A 23,838-nucleotide genomic window follows, 5' to 3' on the forward strand; every position below is an offset into this window, starting at 1 on the left:
TAACAAGACAAAAAATTCGTGGATAACCAAGTAGACTTGAAATACTACATCTGGAGGTACTCCCATGCTTTATGTGGGCATTGATGTCGCTAAAAATAAACACGATGTTACAGCCTTGAATGTTCCAGGAAAAACTGTTCTTAAACCACTCACTTTTTCAAATAATAAAGCTGGTTTTGAACTCTTAGATCTGTCTCTTCGACAACTCAACCAAGACTGTCTCATCGCTCTTGAAAATACCGGACATTATGCCTTTAATCTACTGAACTTCCTGCATGAACAAGGATATAAAGTTTACACCTGCAATCCTTTGCTCATCAAGGAATTTGCCAAATCATTATCACTTCGCAAGACTAAAACGGATAAGAAAGACGCTCATGGCATCGCTCTTAAACTTCTTTCTGACCCCAATCGTGAACAATTTCAACACGATAATCGGCAAGTAGAACTAAAAATACTGGCTAGACATATTCATCGTCTCAAGAAAAACAGTCTGATTGGAAAGTACAATACACTCGTTGTCTTGATATCATCTTTCCTGAGTTGGATAAAATCGTTGGAAAGCATTCAGAATATACCTACCAACTCTTGACACGCTACCCTAATCCTCAGAAAAGGATTGAGGCAGGATTTGATAAGCTGATAGAAATTAAGCGATTGACCGCTTCTAATTCAAGGGCTTTTTGCCGTGCTCTAAAATCATCGCCAAATCATCAAATTGAAATAAGAAATAGTTTAGATAAAACTATTGACTTTTCTTATAGTTTGTCTTTCTCTTAATAACGTTGATATGATTGACCTCTGGATCTTCCGTCCCTTGGAGGGAGCAACCACGTTCCTTGGCGAATTGGATATAGTCTACAATTTCTCGTGTAATGCGTTCACCAGGAGCCAAGATAGGAATCCCTGGAGGATAGCACATGACAAATTCTCCACAGACCTGTCCAACAGACTCATCTAAGGTCAAACTTTTTCTCTCTGAATAGAAGGCTTCTTGTGGAGACAGCACCAACTCGGGCTGAATATATTCTCCAGCTATTAAGTCCTTCCCATCTCGTGAATAGAGTCTCTTAATATCAGCCAGAGCACCAACCAAGCGCTCGATGTCTTGGATGCGGTCGCCGATGGAAATATAGGCCAAGATATTGCCGATATCACCAAACTCGATCTGAATGTCGTATTCGTCTCGCAAGAGGTCATAAACCTCGATACCTGTTAAGCCTATTCCCTGAGTGTAAACTGACAACTTGGTTACATCAAAATCACAGACCGACACACCATCTATTAACTCTTTTGAGTAAGCATAGTAACCGCCAATGGCATTGATTTCATGACGAGCGTACTCGGATAGCTCAATGACTTCCTCAAACGACTCTTTACCACGAAGGGCCAAGTTGCGACGTGAAATATCCAAACTAGCCATCAATAAGTAAGAGGCAGATGTAGACTGGGTCAGGTTTATAATCTGACGAACGTACTCGGGATTCATCTGCTCCCCGATTAAAAGAAGCGAACTTTGTGTCAAACTCCCACCAGACTTATGCATGGAAACTGCTGCCATATCAGCTCCTGCATCCATAGCAGAAATTGGAAGTTTACCAGTGAAATGCAAATGCGCTCCATGGGCTTCATCTACTAAAACCATCATGCCAGCTTCATGAGCCATTTCTGTCAACCCCTTTAGGTCTGAACAGATGCCGTAGTAAGTAGGATTGTTGATTAGGATAGCCTTAGCATCTGGATGGTCCTTTATGGCCTGTGCTACTCGGTCATTTTCAAGACCTAAAGCGATACCAATCTTAGGATCTACACTCATCTCGATATAGATGGGAATGGCACCACATAGAACCAACGCATTGATAGCAGATTTATGGACATTTCGTGGCAGAATAATCTTATCTCCTGCCTTGCAGGTTGCCAGAATCATAGTCTGCACCGATGAAGTTGTTCCACCAATCATTAGAAAGGCATGGCTAGCTCCAAAAGCATCTGCAGCCAGCTCCTCTGCATCACGAATAATCGAAATAGGATGGCCTAAATTATCCAAGGGTTTCATCGAATTGACATCAATGCCTACACATTTTTCTCCTAAGAGTTCGACAAGTTCTGGATTTCCCCGTCCACGCTTGTGACCTGGAACATCAAAGGGAACAATCCTTTTCTTGCGTAACTTCACCAAGGCCTCATAAATTGGGGCTTGGTTTTGATCTAACTCTTTCAAAACATACTCCTTTCAATATTTTTAGGACCTTATGAAAACTAAGGAACTAAAGGTTGACTCATGAAAAAAGAGCAGGTTTTCACCTGCTCTGCAATCTTCTGACGTGTTTATTTTGGTTTCTGTTGAGTATGTCTGTTCCCGATGTTTCCTAACTCTCTAGTAGCAAATATTACGTACTTTATTGATCGTTTCACAAGATGACGTGTGCTTTCACCACACTAAAAATTTATGAATTAGGACAAGTGTCCTAACATCAACTTATAAAAGTAGGCTTTTAACCCTATCAATAATGTGGCTTTTCAACCACGCTTCGGCATTCAACCCTGCCTGTCCGTAGGCATTTTTTACTCGGGTTTATATTTGCTAGAAAACATCATCTCATTTTCTAAGCTTTATTACTATATCATGTTTTTAAGAACTTGTAAAGTATTTTTTGATAAAAAACAAAAATATAATAGATTGAAACTAGAATAGTACACTTCTGCTTCTAAAACATTATTAGAAATAGATTTTACTGTCCTGATCGATTTGTTCTGTTCTTGTTTCATTTTACTATATGTTCGTAAATGAAAGTTCTATAATGAAGTTAGCCACCCAGCCCTCCTAAAAATTAGATGGTTCAACTAGCTGATAGCTCTTGTAGGCATAAGAAAACACCTCTGTGTTATACTTGTTGTTCAACCACAAACACAAGAAAGGCACAGAAATGCAAGACAATTATACTACAAAAGGTAAACATTTGACAATCGATAGCCGTCGCTTAATCGAAAGATGGAAAAAAGAAGGAAAATCAAATAGAGAAGTTGCCTCTCTACTTGGAAAAGCTCCTCAAACTATCCACACTGAAATCAAGCGTGGGACAGTCCGACAATGTCTTGGAAAAGGGCGCTTCAAAGAGGTTTATTCTGCCGACTACGCTCAACAGTCTTATGAAAACAATCGCAAGCGCTCGGTCAAGAAATCAAGCTTGACCAAGGAACTAAAGGAAAAGATTCTCCACTATCATAACCAAAAATTTTCGCCTGAAATGATGGTGATGGCTAAAGGGGTTAACGTGGGAATTTCAACCATTTACTATTGGATTCATCATGGAAAATTGGGGTTAAGCAAGCAGGATTTGCCTTACCCTAGAAAAGGAAAAGCGCTTAAGAAACAGGCCAGCACCAACTTTAAACCTGCTGGTCAATCCATCGCACAGCGGCCTGAAGCTATCAATCTTCGCTTGGAGAATGGGCATTATGAGATTGATACGGTTCTACTTACGAGAGCGAAAAACTACTGCTTGCTTGTCTTGACGGATCGAAAGAGTAGACATCAGATCATCCGATTGATTCCAAATAAAAGTGCTGAGGTGGTCAATCAGGCTCTAAAACTCATCTTAAAACAACACAAGATTCTTTCCATCACGGCAGATAATGGAACGGAATTCAATCGCTTGTCTGATGTATTTTCTGAGGAGCACATTTATTATGCGCACCCCTATGCCTCTTGGGAAAGGGGAACTAATGAGAATCACAACAGGTTCATTCGTAGATGGTTACCTAAGGGAACCAAGAAAATGACTCCCAAAGAAGTCGCATTCATCGAAAAGTGGATTAACAACTATCCTAAAAAATGCTTGGACTACAAGTCACCCAGAGAAGACTTCTTGATGGCTAACTTGAACTTGAAATTTAGCGTCAGAAACAAATCACGAAATCGATTCAAATTTTGCAGGTCGTTTAAATATCCTGCGCGCAGGTGTTCTTGGTGCTAACGATGGAATTATTTCCATTGCTGGTGTGGTTATCGGGGTTGCCAGTGCCACGACCAATATCTGGATTATCTTTTTATCAGGATTTGCGGCTATCTTAGCTGGTGCCTTTTCAATGGCTGGTGGAGAATATGTATCCGTTTCAACTCCAAAAGATACCGAGGAAGCTGCCGTTTCGCGAGAAAAACTCTTGTTAGACCAAGATAGGGAACTAGCCAAAAAATCCCTCGATGCTGCTTATATCCAAAATGGAGAATGCAAAACTTCTGCCCAACTCTTGACCAATAAGATCTTTCTTAAAAATCCACTCAAGGCTCTGGTAGAGGAAAAATATGGGATTGAGTATGAAGAATTTACCAATCCTTGGCACGCTGCCATTTCTAGCTTCGTTGCCTTTTTCCTTAGAAGTTTGCCTCCAATGCTGTCAGTGACCATTTTTCCAAGTGATTACCGCATCCCTGCTACTGTCCTTATTGTCGGTGTGGCCCTTCTTCTCACTGGTTACACTAGTGCCAGACTTGGAAAGGATCCGACTAGAACAGCTATGATTCGGAACCTTGCTATTGGTCTCTTGACCATGGGAGTTACCTTCCTGCTCGAACAACTTTTCAGCATTTAGAATACAAGAAATACCTCGATTTTGAAGTCGAGGTATCTTTTTTACATTTGCACAATCTTGCGATAACTTCTTGAAGTAATCATGAAAATCAGCACATAGGCGATGAGGAAGATAGCGCAGATAGACAAGGTCACAATCAACATCATAGTCGTATCCAGTACACCAATCACTTTTAAAATCAGGCTAAGCATATGGTAGGCAAAGGCGAGATGTATGAAGGCAAAGAGCAAAGGAAGGAAGAAAACAGTTAAAACCTGTTTGTTGATGGTTTGCTTGATTTGCTTTTGGTCCAAACCAACTTTCTGCAAGATAATAAAGCGTTCACGGTCTTCGTAGCCTTCAGAAATTTGTTTGTAGTAGATGACCAGAACAGTTCCGACCATAAAGATAATGGATAGGAAAATACCGATAAAGAAGACACCACCAAAGAGGGCACTCATCTGAGAACTAGCATCTGCTAGATTGCTACCATAAACATAGCTACCTTCTGTGTCTAATTGAGCATTAAATTGATTGAGGTAGTTTTCATACTCCTCAGCGACCTTGAGTTGTTCTTCTTCGCTGGCATCTACATTCATACCACCGTAAAACTGATTATAGATAGCCGAATCTGGGAATTGATCCAAAAAGGCTTGTAAATCAGGAACAACAAGGTAATTGTAATCAGTAGTCAAGATATTAAACTTATTTGGAACATGGTTCACAATGAAATCTTTATTAAATTCTTCTTTGACAGAAAATTGATGATCATTTAGAGTTAGAGCTTTCTGTCCTTTCAGTCCGTCATTTTTGGCAAAGAGACCGACCTCATTTCCTGATAGAGACAGTTTTTGACCAGTCATATTTTCATAATCTTTTTGGTCAAATACCATGAAAACTGTTTTTGGTTGGACACGGTTTTGTCCTTTTTCAAAAATAGTTAACTTGGTTCCTTCTTGATTCGCAACAGCAAAGTAAGTGTAACGAAGCACTTCTTTCTCTTTAATCTTATAACCTTTGTCACTTGCAAACTGGCTCAAGAGTTTGTCCAAATCTTCTTTTTCAACATTTTGCCCTGAAACCCCAAAATCATGAGGATTTAGAACTTTTTTAAAGGATTCTGCGGAATTGAAAATGCTTGTCGCTGCTGACATGGTTACCAAAACCATTGTTGACAAAATAGCGATAGTTGCTAGTCCAACTGCATTTTTCTTCATACGGAAAATCAAGTTAGAAACAGATATGAGATTATTAGGTTGGTAATAGTATTTCTTATTTTTCTTTAAGATTTGAAGGAAAACGGTAATCCCTGCATTGAACAAAAGATAAGTACCAAAGATAACCAGTAAAACAGCTATGAAGAAGGTTGTTAAGGCTGTAAGAGGATCTTTTACCGTAAGGGCAAGATAATATCCAATCCCTAAACTTATGGAACCAAGAATAGTTTGGAGAGGAAGGAAGCGACCTTTTTTCTCTCCGCTAGCTTTCTCACGTGAGAGCTGGAGGGCATTCATACGGGCGATTCGAAGGGCATTCAGGAACATGAGGCCTAGGAAAATCAAACCGAAGACAAGAAGTACTGTAATGACAACTTTCATCTGGAAGGTAGCGACCAGTTCCACCTTCAATTTCATCAGTTTGAGTAGGAAAGCGAAAATCAACTTGTCAAACAAGGCTCCAATACCGATTCCTGCTCCAACAGTTAGAATCCCAAATAGCACTAACTCCTTAAAGGTCATACTGATTAGATGGCGCTTCTCCAAGCCTAACATGCCATATATACCCAGTTCCTTGGAACGGTTTTTCATGACAAAACTATTGGCATAGAGGACGATAATGGCTGACGCAAGGGTAACGACAAACATACCAAATCCAAGTGTTGCTTGAATGGTGGTTCCTCCACGGATTTCCGCAATCTTTGGATTGAAGGTTAGGGAGTAAAAGAGATAGGTGATGGTGACTGCCAAGAGAACAGCCAGTGCAAAGGGATAGTAGAGTTTGCGGTTTTTAATCAAGTTCGATACCGCTAACTTATTGGTTAATCGAAACATACTAATTCACCTCGCTTGCCATGACAGTCAAGGTATCAGAGATTTCTTGGAACATCTGACGTTCTGTCTTCTCTCCACGGTAGATTTGATTGTAAAGAATGCCGTCTTTGATAAAGAGAACACGCTTGGCCCTGCTAGCAGCTGCTGTTGAGTGGGTTACCATGAGGATGGTTTGCCCACGCTCATTGATTTCATTAAAGACATCAAGTAAGGCTGCAGATGACTTGGAATCAAGGGCTCCTGTTGGCTCGTCCGCAAGGAGAATTTCAGGTTCTGTGATGATGGCGCGGGCTACTGCTACACGCTGTTTCTGACCACCAGAAATCTCGTAAGGGTACTTCTCTTGCAATTGGTTGATACCCAGATTTTCAGCTGTCATCACCAATTTCTTCATCATCTCCGTTATAGGTCTTCTTGACAAGACAAGCGGAAGCAAGATATTGTCCTTAACAGACAGAGTATCTAGCAAGTTAAAGTCTTGGAAGACAAATCCTAGCTTTTCACGCCGGAAACTAGAAGCCTGTGAATTTTTAATAGTTGCTGTATCAGTTCCGTTTAGGTAAACCTGCCCACGACTTGGTTTATCCAGCATAGCTAGGATATTGAGCAGAGTGGATTTACCAGAACCAGACTCACCCATGATAGCAACGTAGTCACCCTTTTCTACGGTGAAGTGAATATCCTTGAGGGCCTCTACTTGGTTGCCCTGAAAACGTGTTTTATAAATTTTTTGAACGTGTTTTACATCTAAAAGTGTCATGAGAATCTCCTTTCTTAATATCCCATCAAATGAAATGTAGCTTGCATCATAGTGCATCCCAGCTGAACGCGCTCAATTTCTTTGTGACTTGGTTTTCTAGTTTTCTTATGTAAGATTTGTTTCATGATGTTACTCCTTTGTTCTTTATGAGTCTAGTTTACATCAAAAAAAGACCGCTTGCCATAACCTAACCTTACAAAAGAGACTTTAATCTTACATTTTTGTAAGATTGGGTGAAATATAAGCAAAATTACTTAGAAAATGATTTGATTTCCTATTTTTAAAGTTGTAAAATATAAGTGTGAAAAGGATTACTTTGAAAAGGAGGAAGCGGGAACTAACATTTTAGTAAGGTTACCTAGATAACATACCATTCAATTTAACACTTGCAAGTCGTTCAACCTATAAGGAAAGAAGGTGCGCTTTAATGAAACACAAAGAACATATACTCATCGGACTTCTCTATCTGCTCTCTCCATTCATCGGTCAGCTCTTAGTTGAACACACACACTTTATCGGTACAGAATTTACCGGCACTGCTTATGTTATTTGCTGGTTATCAGTTGTTATCAGCATCCACCATTTTTCCAAAAATGTATTGTCTCAGCAGCAAAAATAGATTAAAAAACTGAGTTTAAATTACTGCTTTTATAATAAAATGAAATAAGAACAGGACAAATCGATCAGGATAGTCAAATCGATTTCTAACAATGTTTTAGAAGTAGAGGTGTACTATTCTAGTTCCAATCCACTATAGTTTGTGGATGAAGCTGGCGAAATATTATTAATACTATTCAAAAATCAAAGTGCAAACTATGTCAACTTCACATTGCCGACTAAATTACAGCCTGTGGCTGGCTTCCTAGTTTGCACTTTGATTTTTATTGAGTATAAAAGTAAAAAAGCTTTAAATCAAGCAGTTTAGACTATTGATTTAAAGATTTTTGCTTATTCCAAATCTTCTGTAGAACCTCACCAAAACCAGCCTTCATTGTCGTCAATGGCTTGGGCTTCTTTGCGTTTACGTGGGCCTGTTCCGTACATTTCTGCTTCGATTTCTTCCTTGGTAGGCATGATAGAAGCTAGGATGATATAGATAATCACGCCAAGTCCAAAGTTTGCAACTGTAAAAATGGCAAACAAGAAACGAACTAGGGTAACATCAAAATTCCACTTGTCTGACAGACCTGCCAGAACTCCTGAAATCATGCGATTGCGTCTCATTTTATAAAATTTACTGTTCATGATATTTCCTCTTTCTGCTAGGTTAGACATAGTATATCACGGGGAGGCTCGGCTTTCATCAGTCCTCAGGCTGATTTATCAGAAGCAATTTACCTCGACAAAGTCCACAGCGATAGCGTTGGGTATCAATCCTACGCTTGCGCTGATACCTTTGCTGGCAGGATTGACAACGATAAAGCTTGAGTGGTTTAGAGTTACTATTGGGCAAGGATGGTACAAACCTTAATCCATCCACTGCTTTCAAAAGTTCCTTAAAATCCCGATCCTTGTGTTGATAGCCCTTCCCTTGGAAATAAAGGTGATAATGACAGAGTTCATGTCGGACAATTTTCCTAAAAACCTCCATACCCAGTTTCTGATAAACCTTGGGATTAAAATCCAGATGCCCATCTTTGGGGAAAAATCGCCCACCTGTCGAACGTAGACGCCTATTCCACTGGACATGATGGATAAAAGCTCTCCCGAAGTCTTCTAGTGAAACCTGCTTGACATAATCAGTCAGTTTCATTTGGAGCGAGGAGCGACAGATTAACTTTTTCACGTTCAGTATCAATTTTCTTGACCCAAACGGTCACCAAATCTCCAACTGACACCACTTGACTAGGGTGTTTGATAAACTTGCGACTCATATGAGAAATATGAATCAAGCCGTCCTCGTGAATCCCGATATCAACGAAGGCACCGAAGTCAACAACGTTACGCACAACACCTTCTAGCTTCTGACCTACCACTAGGTCTTTGATATCTAGGACATCTTGGCGAAGCACAGGTGCGTCAAAGGAATCACGGAAATCTCGACCTGGTTTGAGAAGATCTGCAATGATATCTTTAAGGGTTTCTGGACCGAGGTCTAGCTCTTGAGCCATTTCCTTGACTGAAAGGGACTTGAGTTTGCTTTGGGCTTCTTCGTTTAGGTCTTTAATATCTAAACGTTTGAAGAGTTCCTTAACTGCAGTGTAATTCTCTGGGTGAACTCCTGTATTATCAAGGATATTGCTACTTTCAGGGATACGAAGGAAACCAGCAGCCTGCTCAAAGGCCTTGGCTCCCAGACGAGGAACTTTCTTGATTTGGGCGCGTGAAGTGATTTTTCCTTCTTCCTCGCGGTATTTGACAATATTTTCAGAGATAGTTTTGTTGAGTCCAGCTACGTGTGAAAGAAGAGCTGGGCTAGCTGTATTGACATTGACACCAACTTGGTTAACCACTGTATCGACAACAAAGTCCAGACTCTCAGATAGTTTCTTCTGACTGACATCGTGTTGGTATTGACCGACACCAATTGACTTAGGATCGATTTTGACCAATTCCGCAAGAGGATCTTGCAAACGACGGGCGATAGAAATGGCAGAGCGTTTTTCAACGGTCAAGTCTGGAAACTCCTGACGAGCAAGTTCGCTGGCAGAATAGACAGAAGCACCACTTTCATTAACGATAACATAGCTGACTTCAGGGAAATCTTTCAGAACTTCCGCTACAAAAGCTTCACTTTCACGACTGGCCGTTCCATTTCCAATGGCAATAATCTCTACACCGTATTGACCAATTAAATCTGCTAAATCTTTCTTGGCTTCTTCGATTTGACGAGCTGATGCTGGTTTAACAGGATAAATAACCTGAGTTGTCAGCATTTTTCCTGTTGCATCCACGACAGCTAACTTGGCACCTGTACGAAAGGCTGGGTCAAATCCAAGAACCACGCGCCCTTTCAGTGGAGCAACCAAGAGGAGATTGCGCAGATTGTCAGAAAAAAGTTGGATAGCTCCTTCTTCAGCTTTCTCAGTTAATTCTGTCCGAATACGACGCTCGATAGCAGGCAAGACCTTTTTCTTAACGGATTGCTGAACAACTTCATCAATATAAGCATTTTTCACCTTGAAACGAGTAGCAAAGAAGGCAAGAATACGGTCCGTCGCATGTTCAAAACCGATCTTCAAGACACCAAGTTTCTCCCCACGATTGAGAGCCAAGGTACGATAGCCTTGCATAGTTCCAACTGTCTCTGAAAAATCATAATAAATCTGAAAAACCTGCTTTTCATCAAGACTTTCATCCTTGGCTTGAGAAGTGAGTTTAGAGTGTCTCAGCACTTCCTGATAAGTCATAGAACGCAAGGTCACATCTTCCGATAAGGCTTCGACCAAAATATCAACTGCACCGGTCAAGGCTTCCTTGCCAGTCGCAAATCCTTCACAGACGAACTTTTCAGCTTCTTTCTCTAAGTCAACTATATTCTGCAAAATCAAGCGAGCAAGAGGAAAGAGTCCAGCTTCACGGGCAATGGTTGCCTTGGTACGACGCTTTTCCTTATAAGGAAGATAGAGTTCTTCAACGTCTGCTAATTTTTCGGCAACTAAGATAGCTTCTTCCAATTCCTTGGTCAACTTACCTTGTTCTTGAATCTTAGCTAAGACAGCTTCCTTACGGTCATTGAGATTTGTCAGACTTTTATCCAAATCAATAATAGCCTTAATCGCCACCTCATCCAGACTACCAGTCATGTCCTTGCGATAACGCGCGATAAAGGGAATAGTCGCCCCTTCAGCTGTCAAACTTAGAACGGTATCAATTTGCTTTAACGTCACTCCCAAATCCTGAGAGATTTTTTCATATTTTTTATCCATAAATCTATTATACCACAAGCTGGAAGGCTTTCTCCAATCCTTTTCATACTCAATAAAAATCAAAAAGCAAACTAGGAAGCTAGCCGTAGGCTGCTCAAAATACTGTTTTGAGGTTGTGGATAAGACTGACGAAGTCAGCTCAAAACACTGTTTTGAGGTTGTGGATAGAACTGACGAAGTCAGCTCAAAACACTGTTTTGAGGTTGTGGATAGAACTGACGAAGTCAGTAACCGTACTACGGTAAGGCGAAGCTGACGTGGTTTGAAGAGATTTTCGAAGAGTATCAACTATCGAAAACAAATTAAAAAACTCCCTTTTCCGCAAAATAATAGTATAATAGAGGTAGAATTTAGAATCGAGGTACACCTATGGCTGTAAAATTTACAAAACGAGACGACTTGGACAAGATGTTTGAAGAGTTTGCTAAACTCCCTGATTTGAAACAAGTTACTTTCCCTGATGACAAAGAGAAAAAAGCCAAAGCAGAAAAGAAAAACTAGATGACTGCTTTTCAACAACTCCCATCTAGTGTACTTCAAACTGGAGCCATTTTTCTCTCCATTATCATTGAAGCCCTTCCCTTCGTTCTGATAGGAAGCATTGTCTCAGGGCTGATTGAAGTTTATATCACACCTGACAAGGTTTATCATTTTCTCCCTCGAAATCGTTGGGGGAGAATCTTTTTTGGGACCTTCGTCGGTATGTTTTTCCCTTCTTGTGAATGTGGAATCGTCCCCATCATCAATCGTTTTCTGGAAAAAAAGGTTCCAAGTTACACGGCCGTTCCTTTTCTTGTGACAGCACCTGTTATCAATCCCATTGTTCTTTTTGCGACCTATTCTGCCTTTGGCAACTCCTTCCATGTCGCCCTATTACGAGCTCTGGGTTCCATTCTTGTGGCTGTAATACTAGGAATTTTTCTAGGATTTTTCTGGCAAGAACCGATTCAGAAAGAAAATCGTCTGGCTTGTCATGAGCATGATTTTTCTTACTTGAGTTCTGCAAAAAAAGTTTTTCAAGTCTTTGTGCAGGCCATTGATGAATTTTTTGATACGGGGCGTTATTTGGTATTTGGCTGCCTCTTTGCTTCTATAATACAGGTCTACGTTCCGACTCGGATTCTGACCTCTATCAGTGCGACCCCTCTTTTTGCCATCCTGCTCTTGATGATTTTAGCCTTTCTTCTTTCGCTCTGTAGTGAGGCGGATGCCTTTATAGGTGCTTCTCTTCTCTCGAGTTTCGGTTTGGCACCAGTTCTGGCCTTTCTCGTCATTGGTCCAATGCTGGATATCAAAAATATTCTCATGATGAAAAATTACTTGAAAGCACGATTTATCAGTCACTTCATAACAATTGTAACTCTTGTCGTCTTAGTCTATTCTCTCTTGATTGGAGTCATCCTATGATTCGATTTTTAGTTTTAGCTGGCTATTTTGAACTGACTATTTACCTCCATCTGTCGGGCAAACTAAACCAGTACATCAACATGCACTATTCCTATCTGGCCTATATCTCCATGGTGCTTTCTTTTATCTTGGCTATCGTTCAATTGTATATCTGGATGAAGCAAGTCAAAACCCACAGTCATCTGAACAGCCGATTAGCCAAGATGACGAGTATTTCTCTTCTGGCTATTCCACTTGTCATCGGCTTAACTTTCCCAACTGTTAGCTTGGATTCTCAGACCGTTTCTGCTAAAGGTTATCATTTCCCCCTATCGGAAGGAACGGATCTAGCCATTCAGACAAGCGAAGGGACGACAAGCCAATATTTGAAACCAGATACCAGTTCTTATTTTTCAAAATCAGCCTATGAAAAGGAAATGCGAACGGCGGCGGATAAATACTTATCCCAAGATAGTATTCAGATCACTAATGAAAACTATATGGAGGTCATGGAGGCTATCTACGACTATCCAGATGAATTTGAGGGTAAGACAATCCAGTTCACAGGCTTTGTCTATAATGACCCCAGTCATGCCAATAGCCAATTTCTGTTCCGCTTCGGCATTATTCACTGCATCGCAGATTCTGGTGTCTATGGATTGCTGACCAAGGGCAATACCCGGCAGTATGAAAACAACACTTGGATTTCAGCCAAAGGAAAACTGGTCAATCACTACCATAAAGAACTCAAACAAAACCTTCCAACCTTGGAAATCGACAGCTTTACCAAAGTCGATAAACCAGAAAATCCCTATGTATATAGAGCTTTTTAAGAAAATCAAGATAAAAACGAACAAGTTCTCTTCTGAATAACAGAAAAAGAGCCTGTTCGTTTTTTGGTTATATGAAAATTAGTGACTTGTAGATTTTCATCTTATACCATTTCCAGCAATACAAGTAGCTCATAGAAAATAAGCGAGCCACTCATTCATTAGACTAGCGATTTCTTTAGGTGCTTGAGTATAAAGCTCATGGCCAAAGTTTTCTAAAAAAATAGTATCAAAATAGTCTGGCAATTCTTTTAGGGCTTCCTCTCTCCATGTAGCTTCATTAGGATAGCGAGGACTAATAAACAAGGTATCTCCCACTTCTCTCTTAAAAGCTTGTATTTTTCTCCGTAGGCGGAGTATCGCTTCTATATTTTCATAATTTATAGCCAACTCATATCTATTATACTCAACATTCCAGTGATAGGACTGTCTTACAGCTTTCTCCATATTTTCTGACCAATGCTTTGCTTCAGATTTTTCTTTAGAAGTAAGAACATCTAAGTCCGAAATAATTTGAGATTTGATATAATTTTTAGTTTCCTCTAACTCTGTATCCAAAGGTAAAATCTTATCTAAATCTAGATAGCCACCATCCAAAAGAATCAGTTTCTTTACTTCTTCAAATTCCGATGCGAAATAACGAGCTAAATCGCCTCCAATAGAATGACCTATCAGACAGATAGATTCTTCCTCTACAATCTCATTTTTAAACCATGATTTCAATTCTGTTTCATCTCGAAGATGCTTTTCATATGGATTTAGAAAATAGACCTGCGAATCTAGTTCTTGAAGAAAATCCTTGCTATGATAGGCATTGCTTCCCAAACCGCCAATAAAATATTTTTTCATTCTCTACTTAATACTATGCTTATTCATCTTTTGTTCAAAGATAGTTGTGATAATCTGACGCAATTCTTCGCGTTTTTTTTTCTGGAATCTCACCACTTGTTTGAGCTACAGCGTAGAGTTCAGGGTATTCAATTGAAATGCGTTTAATCGTACGTGTTGTAGCATGTTTTCTGACAAAAAACGGGATTCGCTTAATCAAGTCTTGTGGGACTAGCGCCAGAATCTTCTCAGTAGTTTCTTTGTCACTAATATTAGACATTGTAAGCCTTTTCTTAATCATTTCCTGTTCTTTTTCTGTAAAATCTTTTAATTCCATTCGATTAGTCCTCCTATTTTCTCTAAGTTAAATTATGTACTAATACAGATGAAACTACAAAGAATAAACTTTAAGAAATCTTCTCACTGATAAGATTTTAGCATTAGACTTCCTGCGAAACAAAATATGGTATAGTAGTTCTATGAATTATGAAGCAAGTAAACAACTAACTGATGCACGATTTAAACGTCTTGTTGGTGTTCAGCGCACGACTTTTGAAGAGATATTAGCTGTATTAAAAACAGCTTATCAACTTAAACACGCAAAAGGTGGACGAAAACCTAAATTAAGCCTAGAAGACCTTCTTATGGCCACTCTTCAATATGTGCGAGAATACCGCACTTATGAACAAATTGCGGCTGATTTTGGTATTCACGAAAGCAACTTAATCCGTCGGAGCCAATGGGTTGAAGTAACTCTTGTTCAAAGTGGTTTTACGATTTCAAGAACTCCTCTCAGTTCTGAGGACACGGTAATGATTGATAGCCATTCCCATCAATATCGTATCTTTGGACATAGCCAATAAATGTTTCATTTTTGCGTGGTTTCTGGCTATTAACGATTGAAATAACCCACCAACTTATCAAAAATAGAAATAAAAATCCTAAGATTACTGTCATATCATAACACTATTAAAGTTTAACCCACTTATCATTATCCATGATAAAAGGCTTAGCCAGTCCCTCGCCTGTATAATCCGCATACTTGGTGCCCAAATACTTGTAGCAATCTTCCTTACTAGCAAATTTAATCGCTTGGTAGGGCTCTTCGAAAGTCAATTTCTCTACAAATAAGAAACCGTCATCAGCAGGTACTAAGACCCCAACGTGGCCTACAAACAGATACTCGCCATCCAGATTGTCGTGCAAGACTACAGACAGCATTCGAGCTTTTTCATTGAATTGAAATTGTGAGAAGAATGTTTCCATCTTTTCAGCGTGAACCTTGACATCTGTAGTTGCCTCAGTTGGAACTCTCGAAAATAGAATATCAAACTCTTCCTTATCTTGTGAATCAAAGACCTTTCCTTTATCAATCGCATCATTATCTAGGAAAAGCAACTGGTCATTCTTTTCAAGCTTTGGAATGGTGACTGAATTTTTCAAAAGACAATAACTATTGATACGGCAGTTGGTCCCAACGAAATCGCCCTTCTTTTGATTCCAGAGATGACTGATTTTCTCAACATCGTATTCGGTGTGAGTAAAGGAAGTGAAATCTCCTGATAAGCCAGTTGAGCCGACAATGGTATTATAGTCATTAACGAGATTAAAAAATGCATCAACACTATTTGGATCCAAGTGAGCTGATAAGAGAGATTTGACCTCTTCTGTACTTACCTGGTTGTTTAGGTTGGTGTATGAAGCTTTCCATGGAACTTTCGCTGAACTGCTTTGCCTTTGATTCGTACCCTCAGAAGTAGCATGTTGTTGTTGACAAGCAGCCAAGCCTAAAAACAAGGCTGAACAGATTCCTAATGTGGCTAATTTTCTTGATTTCTTCATTTCTTTCTCCTAAATGTCTTGGATTAAAGTTTCTTTAACTACTGCTTTACAGATATTGATTACTTTCTCATTTAATGTGTTCATCGTCTTTCCCTCCGATTTGTTTTTTTGTTATTTCCTTAAACTTGATTTAATTATAGTAGGCGTTTCGTGCTCTGTCAACAAATTTTTTACGAAAACACAACAAAGGTTTTCATTTTCGTGGATTTCGTGTGATGCTTTACTTACAAAAATAGAAAGCGATTTCGTTCGTAGATAAAGAAGAGATTGCGATTGTTAGAGGCGAAAAATATAATAGATTGAAATAAGATATGAACAACTCTATTAGGAAAGGCAAATTAATTCCTAGAAATGTTTTAGCAGCTACAGCGTACTATTCCAAACTCAATCAACTATAAAACAATATAGACTAGTAATGGTTGGACTCAATAAGAATTGGGTACTAAGATAGGTATAAGTAAAAACACCATTAGAAATTATGAAAAAAGGGTTAGGTCTACTAAGAAAAATACTATATTTGACTTAGTTAAAGTATTCAGTAGCTTGATTGATGCCCTCTTTCCTCCAGTTCAAAAGGATTCTCCTAGCGATATCCAATCTATCTACGACCAACGGGCACCACCCAGACAAGGTAAAGTTCTGACCTATGCCGAGAGGCAACTGTATGATCAGAAAAACGAAGTATCGTAAAAATCATCAGACTGGACGACTACAGACAGACTACTTACTCTCGTGTTAGGTAGTTTATCTCTGCAGGTAGCCGCTCGATGCAGGACGACGATTTAGTTATGGAGTTTCCATTATCCCAGACGACTACGACCCAATCGCTTATGTCGTCAGCAAGTCCATGGAGCCAAAGATAAGAAACAGCGACTACCTATTTATCAAGAATACCCCACAGATTGACTATAATACCATCGGCATCTTCCAAGTAGACGGCACTAACTATGTCAAGAAACTCCGCCAAGGCTGCCTCAAAAAAACTCAATCCCGAATACCCCGACATCCACCTAGACGAAAGCAACCATATTCGTACCATCGGGAAAGCTATCAGGCTATATAGGGAGAATTAAAAAAGGGGGAGAATGGCGATATAAAACAAACAGATTTTAAAAGATTCGAAAAACTTTGAAAAAGTTCATTCTACATTTCAAAAAAAGAATAAGTGACCTAAAGTAGATTAGATTTTGTTAAACAATAGTGATATGTGAATTTAGAGAAAGGCATTTAACATCACTTTGCAAAAGGCAAATACTAAACTAGAGAAACCGATAAACCAGCCCCTTAGTTCCCATATTTTCAGGCACACACTCCTTAGTACACTAGCTGAGAAGAATGCTATAATGGTTAGAGTGGAACACAAAAACGCTAAAACAGTAAATAACATCTACACTCACGTAAGTAAAAGAATGGAGCAAGCTACTTTGGAGGTTTTAAATACCATATCATTAAATCGAAAATATATCAGATCGAATCTAGACAAGTAGATTGCGATTACTAAAACATTTGTAGAAATTCATTTGACTTTCTAATCAATTTGTACATATCTTATTTCATACTCAATGAAAATCAAAGAGCAAACTAGGAAGCTAGCCGCAAGCTGTACTTGAGTACGGTAAGGCGACGCTGACGTGGTTTGAATTTGATTTTCGAAGAGTATCAATCCATTATGAAAGTTTTGCCCCCTGGACAAAAAAAGAGCCCATCATACAGGCTAGAAAGCTGGATATGATAGGTTTTTATATTTTTCTTAACGTACTGTGCGGATACGCATTGTGTTTGTGCGAACAGCTTCTCCTACTGGCACACCAGCAACGATAACGATATCATCGCCTGACTCAACGAGACCTGCTTCTACCGCTTTACGTTCAGCGATTTCGAACATATCGTCAGTTGAAGATGGAGCATCTGTCAACATTGGGATAACACCCCAGTTCAACATCAAGCCACGTTCTGTCAATTCGTCAAATGTCAATGCTAAGATGTCAGCATTTGGACGGTATTTAGAAATCAAACGTGCAGTATGACCTGTCTTAGTAAGAGTTACAACCAATTTGATATCCATTGAGTTAGTAGCATCTTTAACAGCAGAAGCCATTACTTCTGTCTTAGAGTTACGCTCAAATGAATCTGAATCAAGACGTCCGTATTCATTAAGAAGAGCTTGAGCGTTCTTGTCGATTGTAGCCATTGTAGTTACTGACTCGAGTGGGTATTTACCGTTTGCAGACTCGCCTGACAGCATTGTAGCGTCAGTTCCGTCGATAACAGCGTTGAATACGTCTGATACTTCTGAACGAGTTGCACGTGGTTTTTCAGTCATTGTTTCAAGCATGTTTGTTGCAGTGATAACAACTTTACCTGCAGCATTGACTTTCTTGATAATCATTTTTTGATAAACTGGAACCATTTCGAACGGTACTTCGATACCCATATCACCACGAGCAATCATAATACCATCAGCTGCTTCGATGATTTCGTCTAAGTTATCGATACCTTGTTGGTTTTCGATTTTAGCGAACAATTGAACATGTCCGTTTCCAGTTTCTTCACAGATTGCACGAACTTCGTTCACATCTTTTGCAGTACGTACGAATGAAATTGCGATGAAGTTGATACCTTGTTCAAGACCGAAACGGATATCGTCGTTATCGCGTTCAGCAAGAGCTGGGAAAGGAATTTTAGTGTTAGGGATGTTCACACCTTTTTGTTTAGCGATGATACCATCGTTTTCAACTTCAACTTCAAATTCACGAGTTGCATCATCTTTAGCAACCACACGAAGACCAAGTTTACCATCGTCAACCAAAACTTGACGACCAACTTCAACATCATCATAGATATCAAGAGCACCAGCAACGTTCAACGCAATCACTTCACGAGTTGATTTGATTCCTTGTTTAGTTGCAACACGAATTTTTTCACCAGTTTTGTATGAATATTCTTTAGCTTCACCTTCGAACAATTCTGTACGGATTTCAGGTCCTTTTGTATCAAGAAGGAAACCAACTTTTTTACCTGCAATTTTTTCCGCAAGTTTAACAGTTGCCATACGCTCACCTTGTTCTTGGTGGTCGCCGTGTGAGAAGTTGAATCGGAATGTGTTAGCACCAGCTTCAATCAATTTAGCAATGTTTTTAGCTGAAGCTTCAACATCAAGTTTTTCACCCCAGTATCCGTCCTCACCGAATTTTTTACCACCACGGATTTCTACCGCAGGACCCAAAGTTGCAACGATTTTTACACGTTTGTTCATGATTTTTGTGACTCCTTTATATATATGACCTTTTTGGTCTTATTAACTAAATTGTAAATTATGACAAGCTCTTATTCAAGCTAGATAGCTCAATATCGGCTTTGTGCGGGTTGTTAACCACAATCTTACCTTCTGCAGTAAGGCTAAACAATGCCCCTTCTTCTGCAGTACCAAGAATTGGATTTTCAACCATTTTTTCGTTACGAATACCAACCGCAACACCACCGATACCTTCTTTAAGAAGTTTAACAGCATGTGCACCCATACGTGACGCCAAAACACGGTCACGCGCAGTTGGAGAACCACCACGTTGAATATGTCCAAGTTCTGTTACACGAAGGTCGCTTGTATCTCCAGCTTCTTTAAGTTTTTGACCAAATTCAGCCGCTGACATCACACCTTCAGCTAAGACGATGATATTGTGTTTTTTACCACATTCATAACCAGCTTTGATGCTTGCTACGATATCTTCCATCTTGAAGCCTGCTTCAGGGATGATGATTTCATCAGCACCAGTTGCAATACCAGCCCAAAGAGCGATATCACCAGCGTTACGTCCCATAACTTCGATTACAAAAGTACGACGGTGACTTGATGATGTATCACGAATCTTATCGATAGCGTCCATGGCAGTAGTAACCGCTGTGTCAAAACCGATTGTAAAGTCAGTACCAACGATATCGTTATCGATTGTACCTGGAAGACCAATAGCTGGGAAGCCATGTTCAGTCAAACGCATAGCGCCGTGGTAAGATCCGTCACCACCGATAACAACTACACCTTCAATTCCGTGTTTTTTCAATTGCTCAATCCCTTTAAGTTGCCCTTCAAGTTGAGCGAACTCTGGGTAACGAGCTGAGTGAAGAAAAGTACCACCACGAGAAATGATGTCTCCTACTGAAGCTGCATCTAGGGGATGAATTTCACCGGCAACCATACCAGCATATCCGTCATAGATACCAAACACTTCCATTCCTTCTGAAATTGCTTGACGAACAACTGCACGGATAGCAGCGTTCATACCAGGTGCGTCTCCGCCACTAGTCAAAACAGCAATACGTTTCATATTGGTTTATGCTCCTTTTTCTTTTAACATTCTTCTTGATTATATCACATTTGATTTTAAAATTCTTCTATTTTCCGTATTTTTAGCGATAAATCGTTTTCATAACGATTTCATTCAATTTCTCCTCTAATTCATTGGATTTAGCTACAAAATGATGGGGAGAAACGATGGTTTTCTGTTCCTCTTCATACCGGATGATGACTGGGATTGGGCCTTTAAATTGTTCTAAAATACGTGAAATTTCTTGATCCGATTCATGATTTTTCACCTGTATCCAAAAGCGTTCAGCAACTGCTTCTCTTATTTCTTGTGCAATCATTTGCAAACGGCCATCACGTGATTGTATTTTTCCTTTTACATAGTAGAAGGCTCCCTCTTTTATTTCCTGTCCAACCTGACGATATAAGTCTGAAAAGAGAGTGACATCCAATTTTTTCTTACTATCATCTGCCTGTAAGAAGGCCATATTTTCACCCTTTTTGGTACGAATCACTTTTATTTTCTGAACTTCAACCAAAATAATAGCATAGCTATTTTCTGACAAATTTCCGATTGGGGTAATCGGGTAAATAGCCTTACTTGCAATAGCTTGTAGTGGATGTTTGCTGACACCTATCCCTAAAAGCTCTTGTTCCATATAAAATTTTTCTTGTTCCGTCCAATCTTCCGATTCCTGCCAACTATAAATAGCATCTCCAAACAAACTTCCCAACTCTTTCACAAATTCAAATAGATTAGCTAAGTTATTAAATACTTTTTGACGATTTTTTTCAAATGAATCGAAAAGACCAACTTTTACCAAAGGTTCTAGCAGAGGAAGTTTCAGATAATTCTCAGGTAATTTAGCTATAAAATCTTCAATGTTAGAATAAGGTCTATGTTCAATAATCCAAAGCGCCAAGTCCTTGCTGAGCCCCTTAATCGATTTCAAACCTATATAGATAGACTTGTTGGCAATTTTATCGTGATAGGGAATAGTATTGATGGATAGAGAGGCTACTTCAAAACCTGCTTCAAGTGCATCTATTAAGTAATCACTGTTGGAATAATTTAACATGACCTGATAAAAAATGGCTGGATAATGCGTTTTGAAATAAGCCAACTGGAAGGCCAAGGCTGAGTAGGCGTAGGCATGAGATCTATTAAATCCATAACCTGCAAACTTCTCCATAACATCAAAAACCTGCTCTGCTTTTTCCGCAGTATGGCCTGCTTCTATGGAGCCTTGAATAAAGGAAGCCCTCATCTCATGCATAGCAGAGGCATCCTTTTTACCCATAGCTCGACGCAAAATATCGGCCTTCCCAAGACTAAATCCAGCAAATCGCTGAGCAACCTGCATAACCTGCTCCTGATAGAGCATAATGCCATAAGTTGGAGCCAAAATATCCTCCAGAGCTGAATCTAGAACAGTCACTTCTTCCTGCCCATGCTTCCTTGCCACAAAATTATTGATGTAGTCACTTGCACCTGGTCGATTTAGAGAAGTAGTTGCTACGACATCTTCAAAACAGACTGGTTGAACACGTTTGAGCAAGCGAATGGCACCAGGTTGCTCAAATTGAAAGATACCTTTTGTATTTCCAGAGGCAAATAAATCTAACGTTTCTTTGTCTTCCAAATCTATTTCTTCAATTTTAAGGTGAATACCTTCTGTTTCAGCAAGCAACTCTTGCATCTTCTGGACAAAGGTCAAATTTCGTAGTCCCAGAAAGTCCATCTTCAAAAGTCCGCTAGCCTCAACTCCATGAGCATCATACTGAGTCAGTGGAATTTCATCACCATACTTTAGAGGAATGTAGTTGGTTAAATCTTGGTCACTAATTACAACACCAGCCGCATGGACAGAGGTTTGCCTTGGATAGCCCTCTATCTTGCAAGCAATCTCAAAAGCTTTTTGGTATTCTAACTTACTATTGATTTGCTGACGAAACTGGAGATTGCCCTCATAGGCCGACTTAAGATTGTCACGAAAACTGATTTTCTTAGTAATTGCAGATAATTCATACTCTGGCACACCAAAGCGTTTCAAGACATCTCGAAGAGCTTGCTTGGCTCCAAAGGTTGAAAAAGTAACGATTTGTGCCGCATGTTTACTACCATATTTATTACCAACATATCTGATAAAATCTGGACGATAAATATCTGGGATATCAATATCAATATCAGGCATGGTATAGCGTTCACGATTAAGAAAGCGTTCAAAAATCAGATTTTTCTCTACTGGGTCAATCCCCGTGATGTCTAAGGCATAAGAAACCAAACTGCCTACTGCAGAACCCCTTCCCATTCCCATATAATAGCCATTCGATCGTCCAAAACGCAACAAATCCCAAACAACCAAGAAATAATCATCAAAGCCCATATCATGAATAACAGACAATTCTTGGTCTAGTCTATCTTGATATTCTTTACTAGTCAACCCCTTCTGAACAAGCCCCAGTTCAGCACGCTCTCTCAACTCCTCTACTGCTGGTCTAGCTGGATTAAAACGAGGCAGTTTCAGACTAGTATCCAAGTCGTAAGAAATGCCTGAAATAAGCTTTTCTAAATTGTCCAAAGCTTGCGGAAAACACTCTTGGAATAGTTTCTCTAAAGAACTTGCTGATATAAAGACATCTTGTCTCGAACGCAAGGGAACTTCTCTGAGCGGTAGATTTTCTTTAATCGCTGTTAAAACTTGAAGAACTTCTCTATCCCTGCTTTCAAAAGCGTTGACCCGATAAAGAGGTAAGATAGGATGATGAAATTCGCTTGCTAGTGTTTCTGGATAAACCCCTATATAGTAATCACAGCCTAGTTCTAACGACTCAACTCTATCAAAATAAGGCACAATGACCGCGATATCCTCCAGGTACTGGGACAGGACTGACCAAGTTTTCTCCCCCTGCATCTTGGCTGTCGAAAGCTTCATCAACTGCTGATAGCCCACACTAGATAGAGATAAAAAGCGCAAATTCACTTCCTGATCATCTACAAACACTGTCATTTCAAGCCCTAGCAAAGGATGAATGCCGTATTTTTTTGTAATCTCTAGAAAGTCGAAAGCGCCATAAAGATTGTCAATATCCATCATAGCCAAATGAGTGTAGCCGTATTCTTTAGCTGCTCTCACATACTTTTCGATCGAAATGACGCTTTCCATAAAACTATAGACTGTTTTTGTATCTAGTTGTGCGATCAATTTACACTTCTCCTCTATCCTTCTCACTATATTATACCATTTTCACCTATAAATGGCTTCTCTTGAGAAAAATTTCATCAGCTTACTAATTTATTTTCTATTCATTTGTATTTTTGTCATCATTTTTATATTTATACTATATTGTATATAAAAATAGAAAGCATATAATATAAATCTCCTAGAACTTTTATACC

At 39.5% G+C, this 23,838-nt stretch carries 19 protein-coding genes and 5 pseudogenes; 12 read left to right on the forward strand and 12 right to left on the reverse strand.

Translation table 11 applies throughout. The features are described 5' to 3' along the window. Positions 1–64: 64 nt before the first annotated feature. Positions 65–669 (forward strand): annotated as a pseudogene (locus AT689_RS09235) (IS110 family transposase); the annotation flags it as partial. Continuing rightward, a pseudogene (locus AT689_RS13725) lies at positions 658–774 on the forward strand (transposase); the annotation flags it as partial. The pseudogenes AT689_RS09235 and AT689_RS13725, both read left to right, overlap by 12 nt. On the opposite strand, the gene AT689_RS09245 reads toward AT689_RS13725, so the two are convergent. Continuing rightward, complete coding sequence (locus AT689_RS09245) at positions 746–2,221, reverse strand: aminotransferase class I/II-fold pyridoxal phosphate-dependent enzyme (RefSeq protein ID WP_000661011.1); 1,476 nt, start codon at positions 2,219–2,221, stop codon at positions 746–748. The pseudogene AT689_RS13725 and the gene AT689_RS09245 overlap by 29 nt on opposite strands. Positions 2,222–2,927: 706 nt before the next feature. Here AT689_RS09245 and AT689_RS09250 point away from each other — a divergent pair. Then, the gene (locus AT689_RS09250; protein ID WP_001153921.1) at positions 2,928–3,977 is read left to right on the forward strand and encodes an IS30 family transposase; all 1,050 of its coding nucleotides are present in this window, start codon (positions 2,928–2,930) and stop codon (positions 3,975–3,977) included. After that, positions 3,919–4,593, forward strand: coding sequence for a VIT1/CCC1 transporter family protein (locus AT689_RS09255; RefSeq protein WP_257001360.1), 675 nt, complete (start codon positions 3,919–3,921; stop codon positions 4,591–4,593). The genes AT689_RS09250 and AT689_RS09255 overlap by 59 nt, the downstream gene beginning before the upstream one ends. 41 nt (positions 4,594–4,634) lie before the next feature. Here the strand turns inward: AT689_RS09255 and AT689_RS09260 are convergent, their stop codons facing one another. Together AT689_RS09260 and AT689_RS09265 are read right to left on the reverse strand one after the other, a co-directional pair. Beyond that, positions 4,635–6,623, reverse strand: a complete 1,989-nt coding sequence (locus tag AT689_RS09260) for an ABC transporter permease (protein ID WP_000489353.1) — start codon at positions 6,621–6,623, stop codon at positions 4,635–4,637. Position 6,624: 1 nt separating this feature from the next. Continuing rightward, the gene (locus AT689_RS09265; RefSeq protein WP_000173353.1) at positions 6,625–7,383 is read right to left on the reverse strand and encodes an ABC transporter ATP-binding protein; all 759 of its coding nucleotides are present in this window, start codon (positions 7,381–7,383) and stop codon (positions 6,625–6,627) included. Positions 7,384–7,810: 427 nt separating this feature from the next. Between AT689_RS09265 and AT689_RS09270 the strand changes: the two genes are divergently transcribed. Beyond that, complete coding sequence (locus AT689_RS09270) at positions 7,811–8,002, forward strand: hypothetical protein (RefSeq protein ID WP_000680766.1); 192 nt, start codon at positions 7,811–7,813, stop codon at positions 8,000–8,002. 353 nt (positions 8,003–8,355) lie between these two features. Here AT689_RS09270 and AT689_RS09275 read toward each other — a convergent pair whose 3' ends face one another. The 3 genes from AT689_RS09275 to AT689_RS09285 are packed head-to-tail and all read right to left on the reverse strand — an operon-like array spanning position 8,356 to position 11,252. After that, a complete protein-coding gene (locus tag AT689_RS09275; protein ID WP_001085044.1) occupies positions 8,356–8,628 on the reverse strand; it encodes a PspC domain-containing protein in 273 nt (90 codons plus the stop codon). Positions 8,629–8,686: 58 nt separating this feature from the next. After that, positions 8,687–9,136 carry a SprT family protein gene (locus tag AT689_RS09280; protein ID WP_000778578.1) on the reverse strand — a complete coding sequence of 150 codons (450 nt, stop codon included), beginning with the start codon at positions 9,134–9,136 and terminating at the stop codon, positions 8,687–8,689. Next, positions 9,123–11,252 carry a Tex family protein gene (locus tag AT689_RS09285; RefSeq protein WP_000359137.1) on the reverse strand — a complete coding sequence of 710 codons (2,130 nt, stop codon included), beginning with the start codon at positions 11,250–11,252 and terminating at the stop codon, positions 9,123–9,125. The genes AT689_RS09280 and AT689_RS09285 overlap by 14 nt, the downstream gene beginning before the upstream one ends. A 115-nt stretch (positions 11,253–11,367) precedes the next feature. Between AT689_RS09285 and AT689_RS12985 the strand changes: the two genes are divergently transcribed. The 4 genes from AT689_RS12985 to AT689_RS09305 all read left to right on the forward strand — a co-directional run bounded on the left by AT689_RS12985 (position 11,368) and on the right by AT689_RS09305 (position 13,471). Then, positions 11,368–11,508 (forward strand): hypothetical protein, encoded by a 141-nt coding sequence (locus AT689_RS12985; RefSeq protein ID WP_001821185.1) that lies wholly within the window; start codon positions 11,368–11,370, stop codon positions 11,506–11,508. A 113-nt stretch (positions 11,509–11,621) separates the two neighbouring features. Beyond that, the gene (locus AT689_RS13520; RefSeq protein ID WP_000268685.1) at positions 11,622–11,753 is read left to right on the forward strand and encodes an SPJ_0845 family protein; all 132 of its coding nucleotides are present in this window, start codon (positions 11,622–11,624) and stop codon (positions 11,751–11,753) included. Continuing rightward, positions 11,754–12,659 carry a permease gene (locus tag AT689_RS09300; RefSeq protein ID WP_000123621.1) on the forward strand — a complete coding sequence of 302 codons (906 nt, stop codon included), beginning with the start codon at positions 11,754–11,756 and terminating at the stop codon, positions 12,657–12,659. Further along, positions 12,656–13,471: a TIGR03943 family putative permease subunit gene (locus tag AT689_RS09305; RefSeq protein WP_000617843.1), complete on the forward strand. Its 816-nt coding sequence runs from the start codon at positions 12,656–12,658 to the stop codon at positions 13,469–13,471. Before AT689_RS09300 ends, AT689_RS09305 begins: the two co-directional genes overlap by 4 nt. A gap of 129 nt (positions 13,472–13,600) precedes the next feature. On the opposite strand, the gene AT689_RS09310 is transcribed toward AT689_RS09305, so the two are convergent. Both AT689_RS09310 and AT689_RS09315 read right to left on the reverse strand, forming a co-directional pair. Then, positions 13,601–14,317 carry an alpha/beta hydrolase gene (locus tag AT689_RS09310; RefSeq protein WP_000759775.1) on the reverse strand — a complete coding sequence of 239 codons (717 nt, stop codon included), beginning with the start codon at positions 14,315–14,317 and terminating at the stop codon, positions 13,601–13,603. Between the two features lie 3 nt (positions 14,318–14,320). Beyond that, a pseudogene (locus AT689_RS09315) lies at positions 14,321–14,633 on the reverse strand (hypothetical protein). Between the two features lie 142 nt (positions 14,634–14,775). On the opposite strand from AT689_RS09315, the pseudogene AT689_RS09320 reads away from it, so the two are divergent. Beyond that, a pseudogene (locus AT689_RS09320) lies at positions 14,776–15,120 on the forward strand (helix-turn-helix domain-containing protein); the annotation flags it as partial. 145 nt (positions 15,121–15,265) lie between these two features. On the opposite strand, the gene AT689_RS09330 reads toward AT689_RS09320, so the two are convergent. Next, positions 15,266–16,138, reverse strand: a complete 873-nt coding sequence (locus tag AT689_RS09330; RefSeq protein ID WP_000749599.1) for a DUF4300 family protein — start codon at positions 16,136–16,138, stop codon at positions 15,266–15,268. Positions 16,139–16,961: 823 nt separating this feature from the next. On the opposite strand from AT689_RS09330, the pseudogene AT689_RS13810 reads away from it, so the two are divergent. Further along, positions 16,962–17,045, forward strand: a pseudogene (locus tag AT689_RS13810) (S24 family peptidase); the annotation flags it as partial. A 331-nt stretch (positions 17,046–17,376) separates the two neighbouring features. Beyond that, positions 17,377–17,625 (forward strand): site-specific integrase, encoded by a 249-nt coding sequence (locus AT689_RS13730; RefSeq protein ID WP_001167984.1) that lies wholly within the window; start codon positions 17,377–17,379, stop codon positions 17,623–17,625. Between the two features lie 263 nt (positions 17,626–17,888). Here the strand turns inward: AT689_RS13730 and pyk are convergent, their stop codons facing one another. From pyk to AT689_RS09355, 3 genes are all read right to left on the reverse strand, one after another. Beyond that, positions 17,889–19,394, reverse strand: coding sequence for a pyruvate kinase (pyk, locus tag AT689_RS09345; RefSeq protein WP_001042808.1), 1,506 nt, complete (start codon positions 19,392–19,394; stop codon positions 17,889–17,891). Between the two features lie 58 nt (positions 19,395–19,452). Further along, positions 19,453–20,460, reverse strand: a complete 1,008-nt coding sequence (pfkA, locus tag AT689_RS09350; protein WP_000820852.1) for a 6-phosphofructokinase — start codon at positions 20,458–20,460, stop codon at positions 19,453–19,455. An 82-nt stretch (positions 20,461–20,542) separates the two neighbouring features. Continuing rightward, positions 20,543–23,644 (reverse strand): DNA polymerase III subunit alpha, encoded by a 3,102-nt coding sequence (locus tag AT689_RS09355; protein ID WP_000561536.1) that lies wholly within the window; start codon positions 23,642–23,644, stop codon positions 20,543–20,545. Between the last annotated feature and the right edge of the window lie 194 nt (positions 23,645–23,838).

Source organism: Streptococcus pneumoniae (assembly GCF_001457635.1).
Taxonomy (GTDB): Bacteria; Bacillota; Bacilli; order Lactobacillales; family Streptococcaceae; genus Streptococcus; species Streptococcus pneumoniae.

Coding starts and splice junctions, on each gene's coding strand:
- AT689_RS09250 (WP_001153921.1), top strand. CDS start 2,928: ATGCAAGACAATTATACTACAAAAGGTAAACATTTGACAATCGATAGC.
- AT689_RS09260 (WP_000489353.1), bottom strand. CDS start 6,623: ATGTTTCGATTAACCAATAAGTTAGCGGTATCGAACTTGATTAAAAAC.
- AT689_RS09265 (WP_000173353.1), bottom strand. CDS start 7,383: ATGACACTTTTAGATGTAAAACACGTTCAAAAAATTTATAAAACACGT.
- AT689_RS09270 (WP_000680766.1), top strand. CDS start 7,811: ATGAAACACAAAGAACATATACTCATCGGACTTCTCTATCTGCTCTCT.
- AT689_RS09275 (WP_001085044.1), bottom strand. CDS start 8,628: ATGAACAGTAAATTTTATAAAATGAGACGCAATCGCATGATTTCAGGA.
- AT689_RS09280 (WP_000778578.1), bottom strand. CDS start 9,136: ATGAAACTGACTGATTATGTCAAGCAGGTTTCACTAGAAGACTTCGGG.
- AT689_RS09285 (WP_000359137.1), bottom strand. CDS start 11,252: ATGGATAAAAAATATGAAAAAATCTCTCAGGATTTGGGAGTGACGTTA.
- AT689_RS13520 (WP_000268685.1), top strand. CDS start 11,622: ATGGCTGTAAAATTTACAAAACGAGACGACTTGGACAAGATGTTTGAA.
- AT689_RS09300 (WP_000123621.1), top strand. CDS start 11,754: ATGACTGCTTTTCAACAACTCCCATCTAGTGTACTTCAAACTGGAGCC.
- AT689_RS09305 (WP_000617843.1), top strand. CDS start 12,656: ATGATTCGATTTTTAGTTTTAGCTGGCTATTTTGAACTGACTATTTAC.
- AT689_RS09310 (WP_000759775.1), bottom strand. CDS start 14,317: ATGAAAAAATATTTTATTGGCGGTTTGGGAAGCAATGCCTATCATAGC.
- AT689_RS09330 (WP_000749599.1), bottom strand. CDS start 16,138: ATGAAGAAATCAAGAAAATTAGCCACATTAGGAATCTGTTCAGCCTTG.
- pyk (WP_001042808.1), bottom strand. CDS start 19,394: ATGAACAAACGTGTAAAAATCGTTGCAACTTTGGGTCCTGCGGTAGAA.
- pfkA (WP_000820852.1), bottom strand. CDS start 20,460: ATGAAACGTATTGCTGTTTTGACTAGTGGCGGAGACGCACCTGGTATG.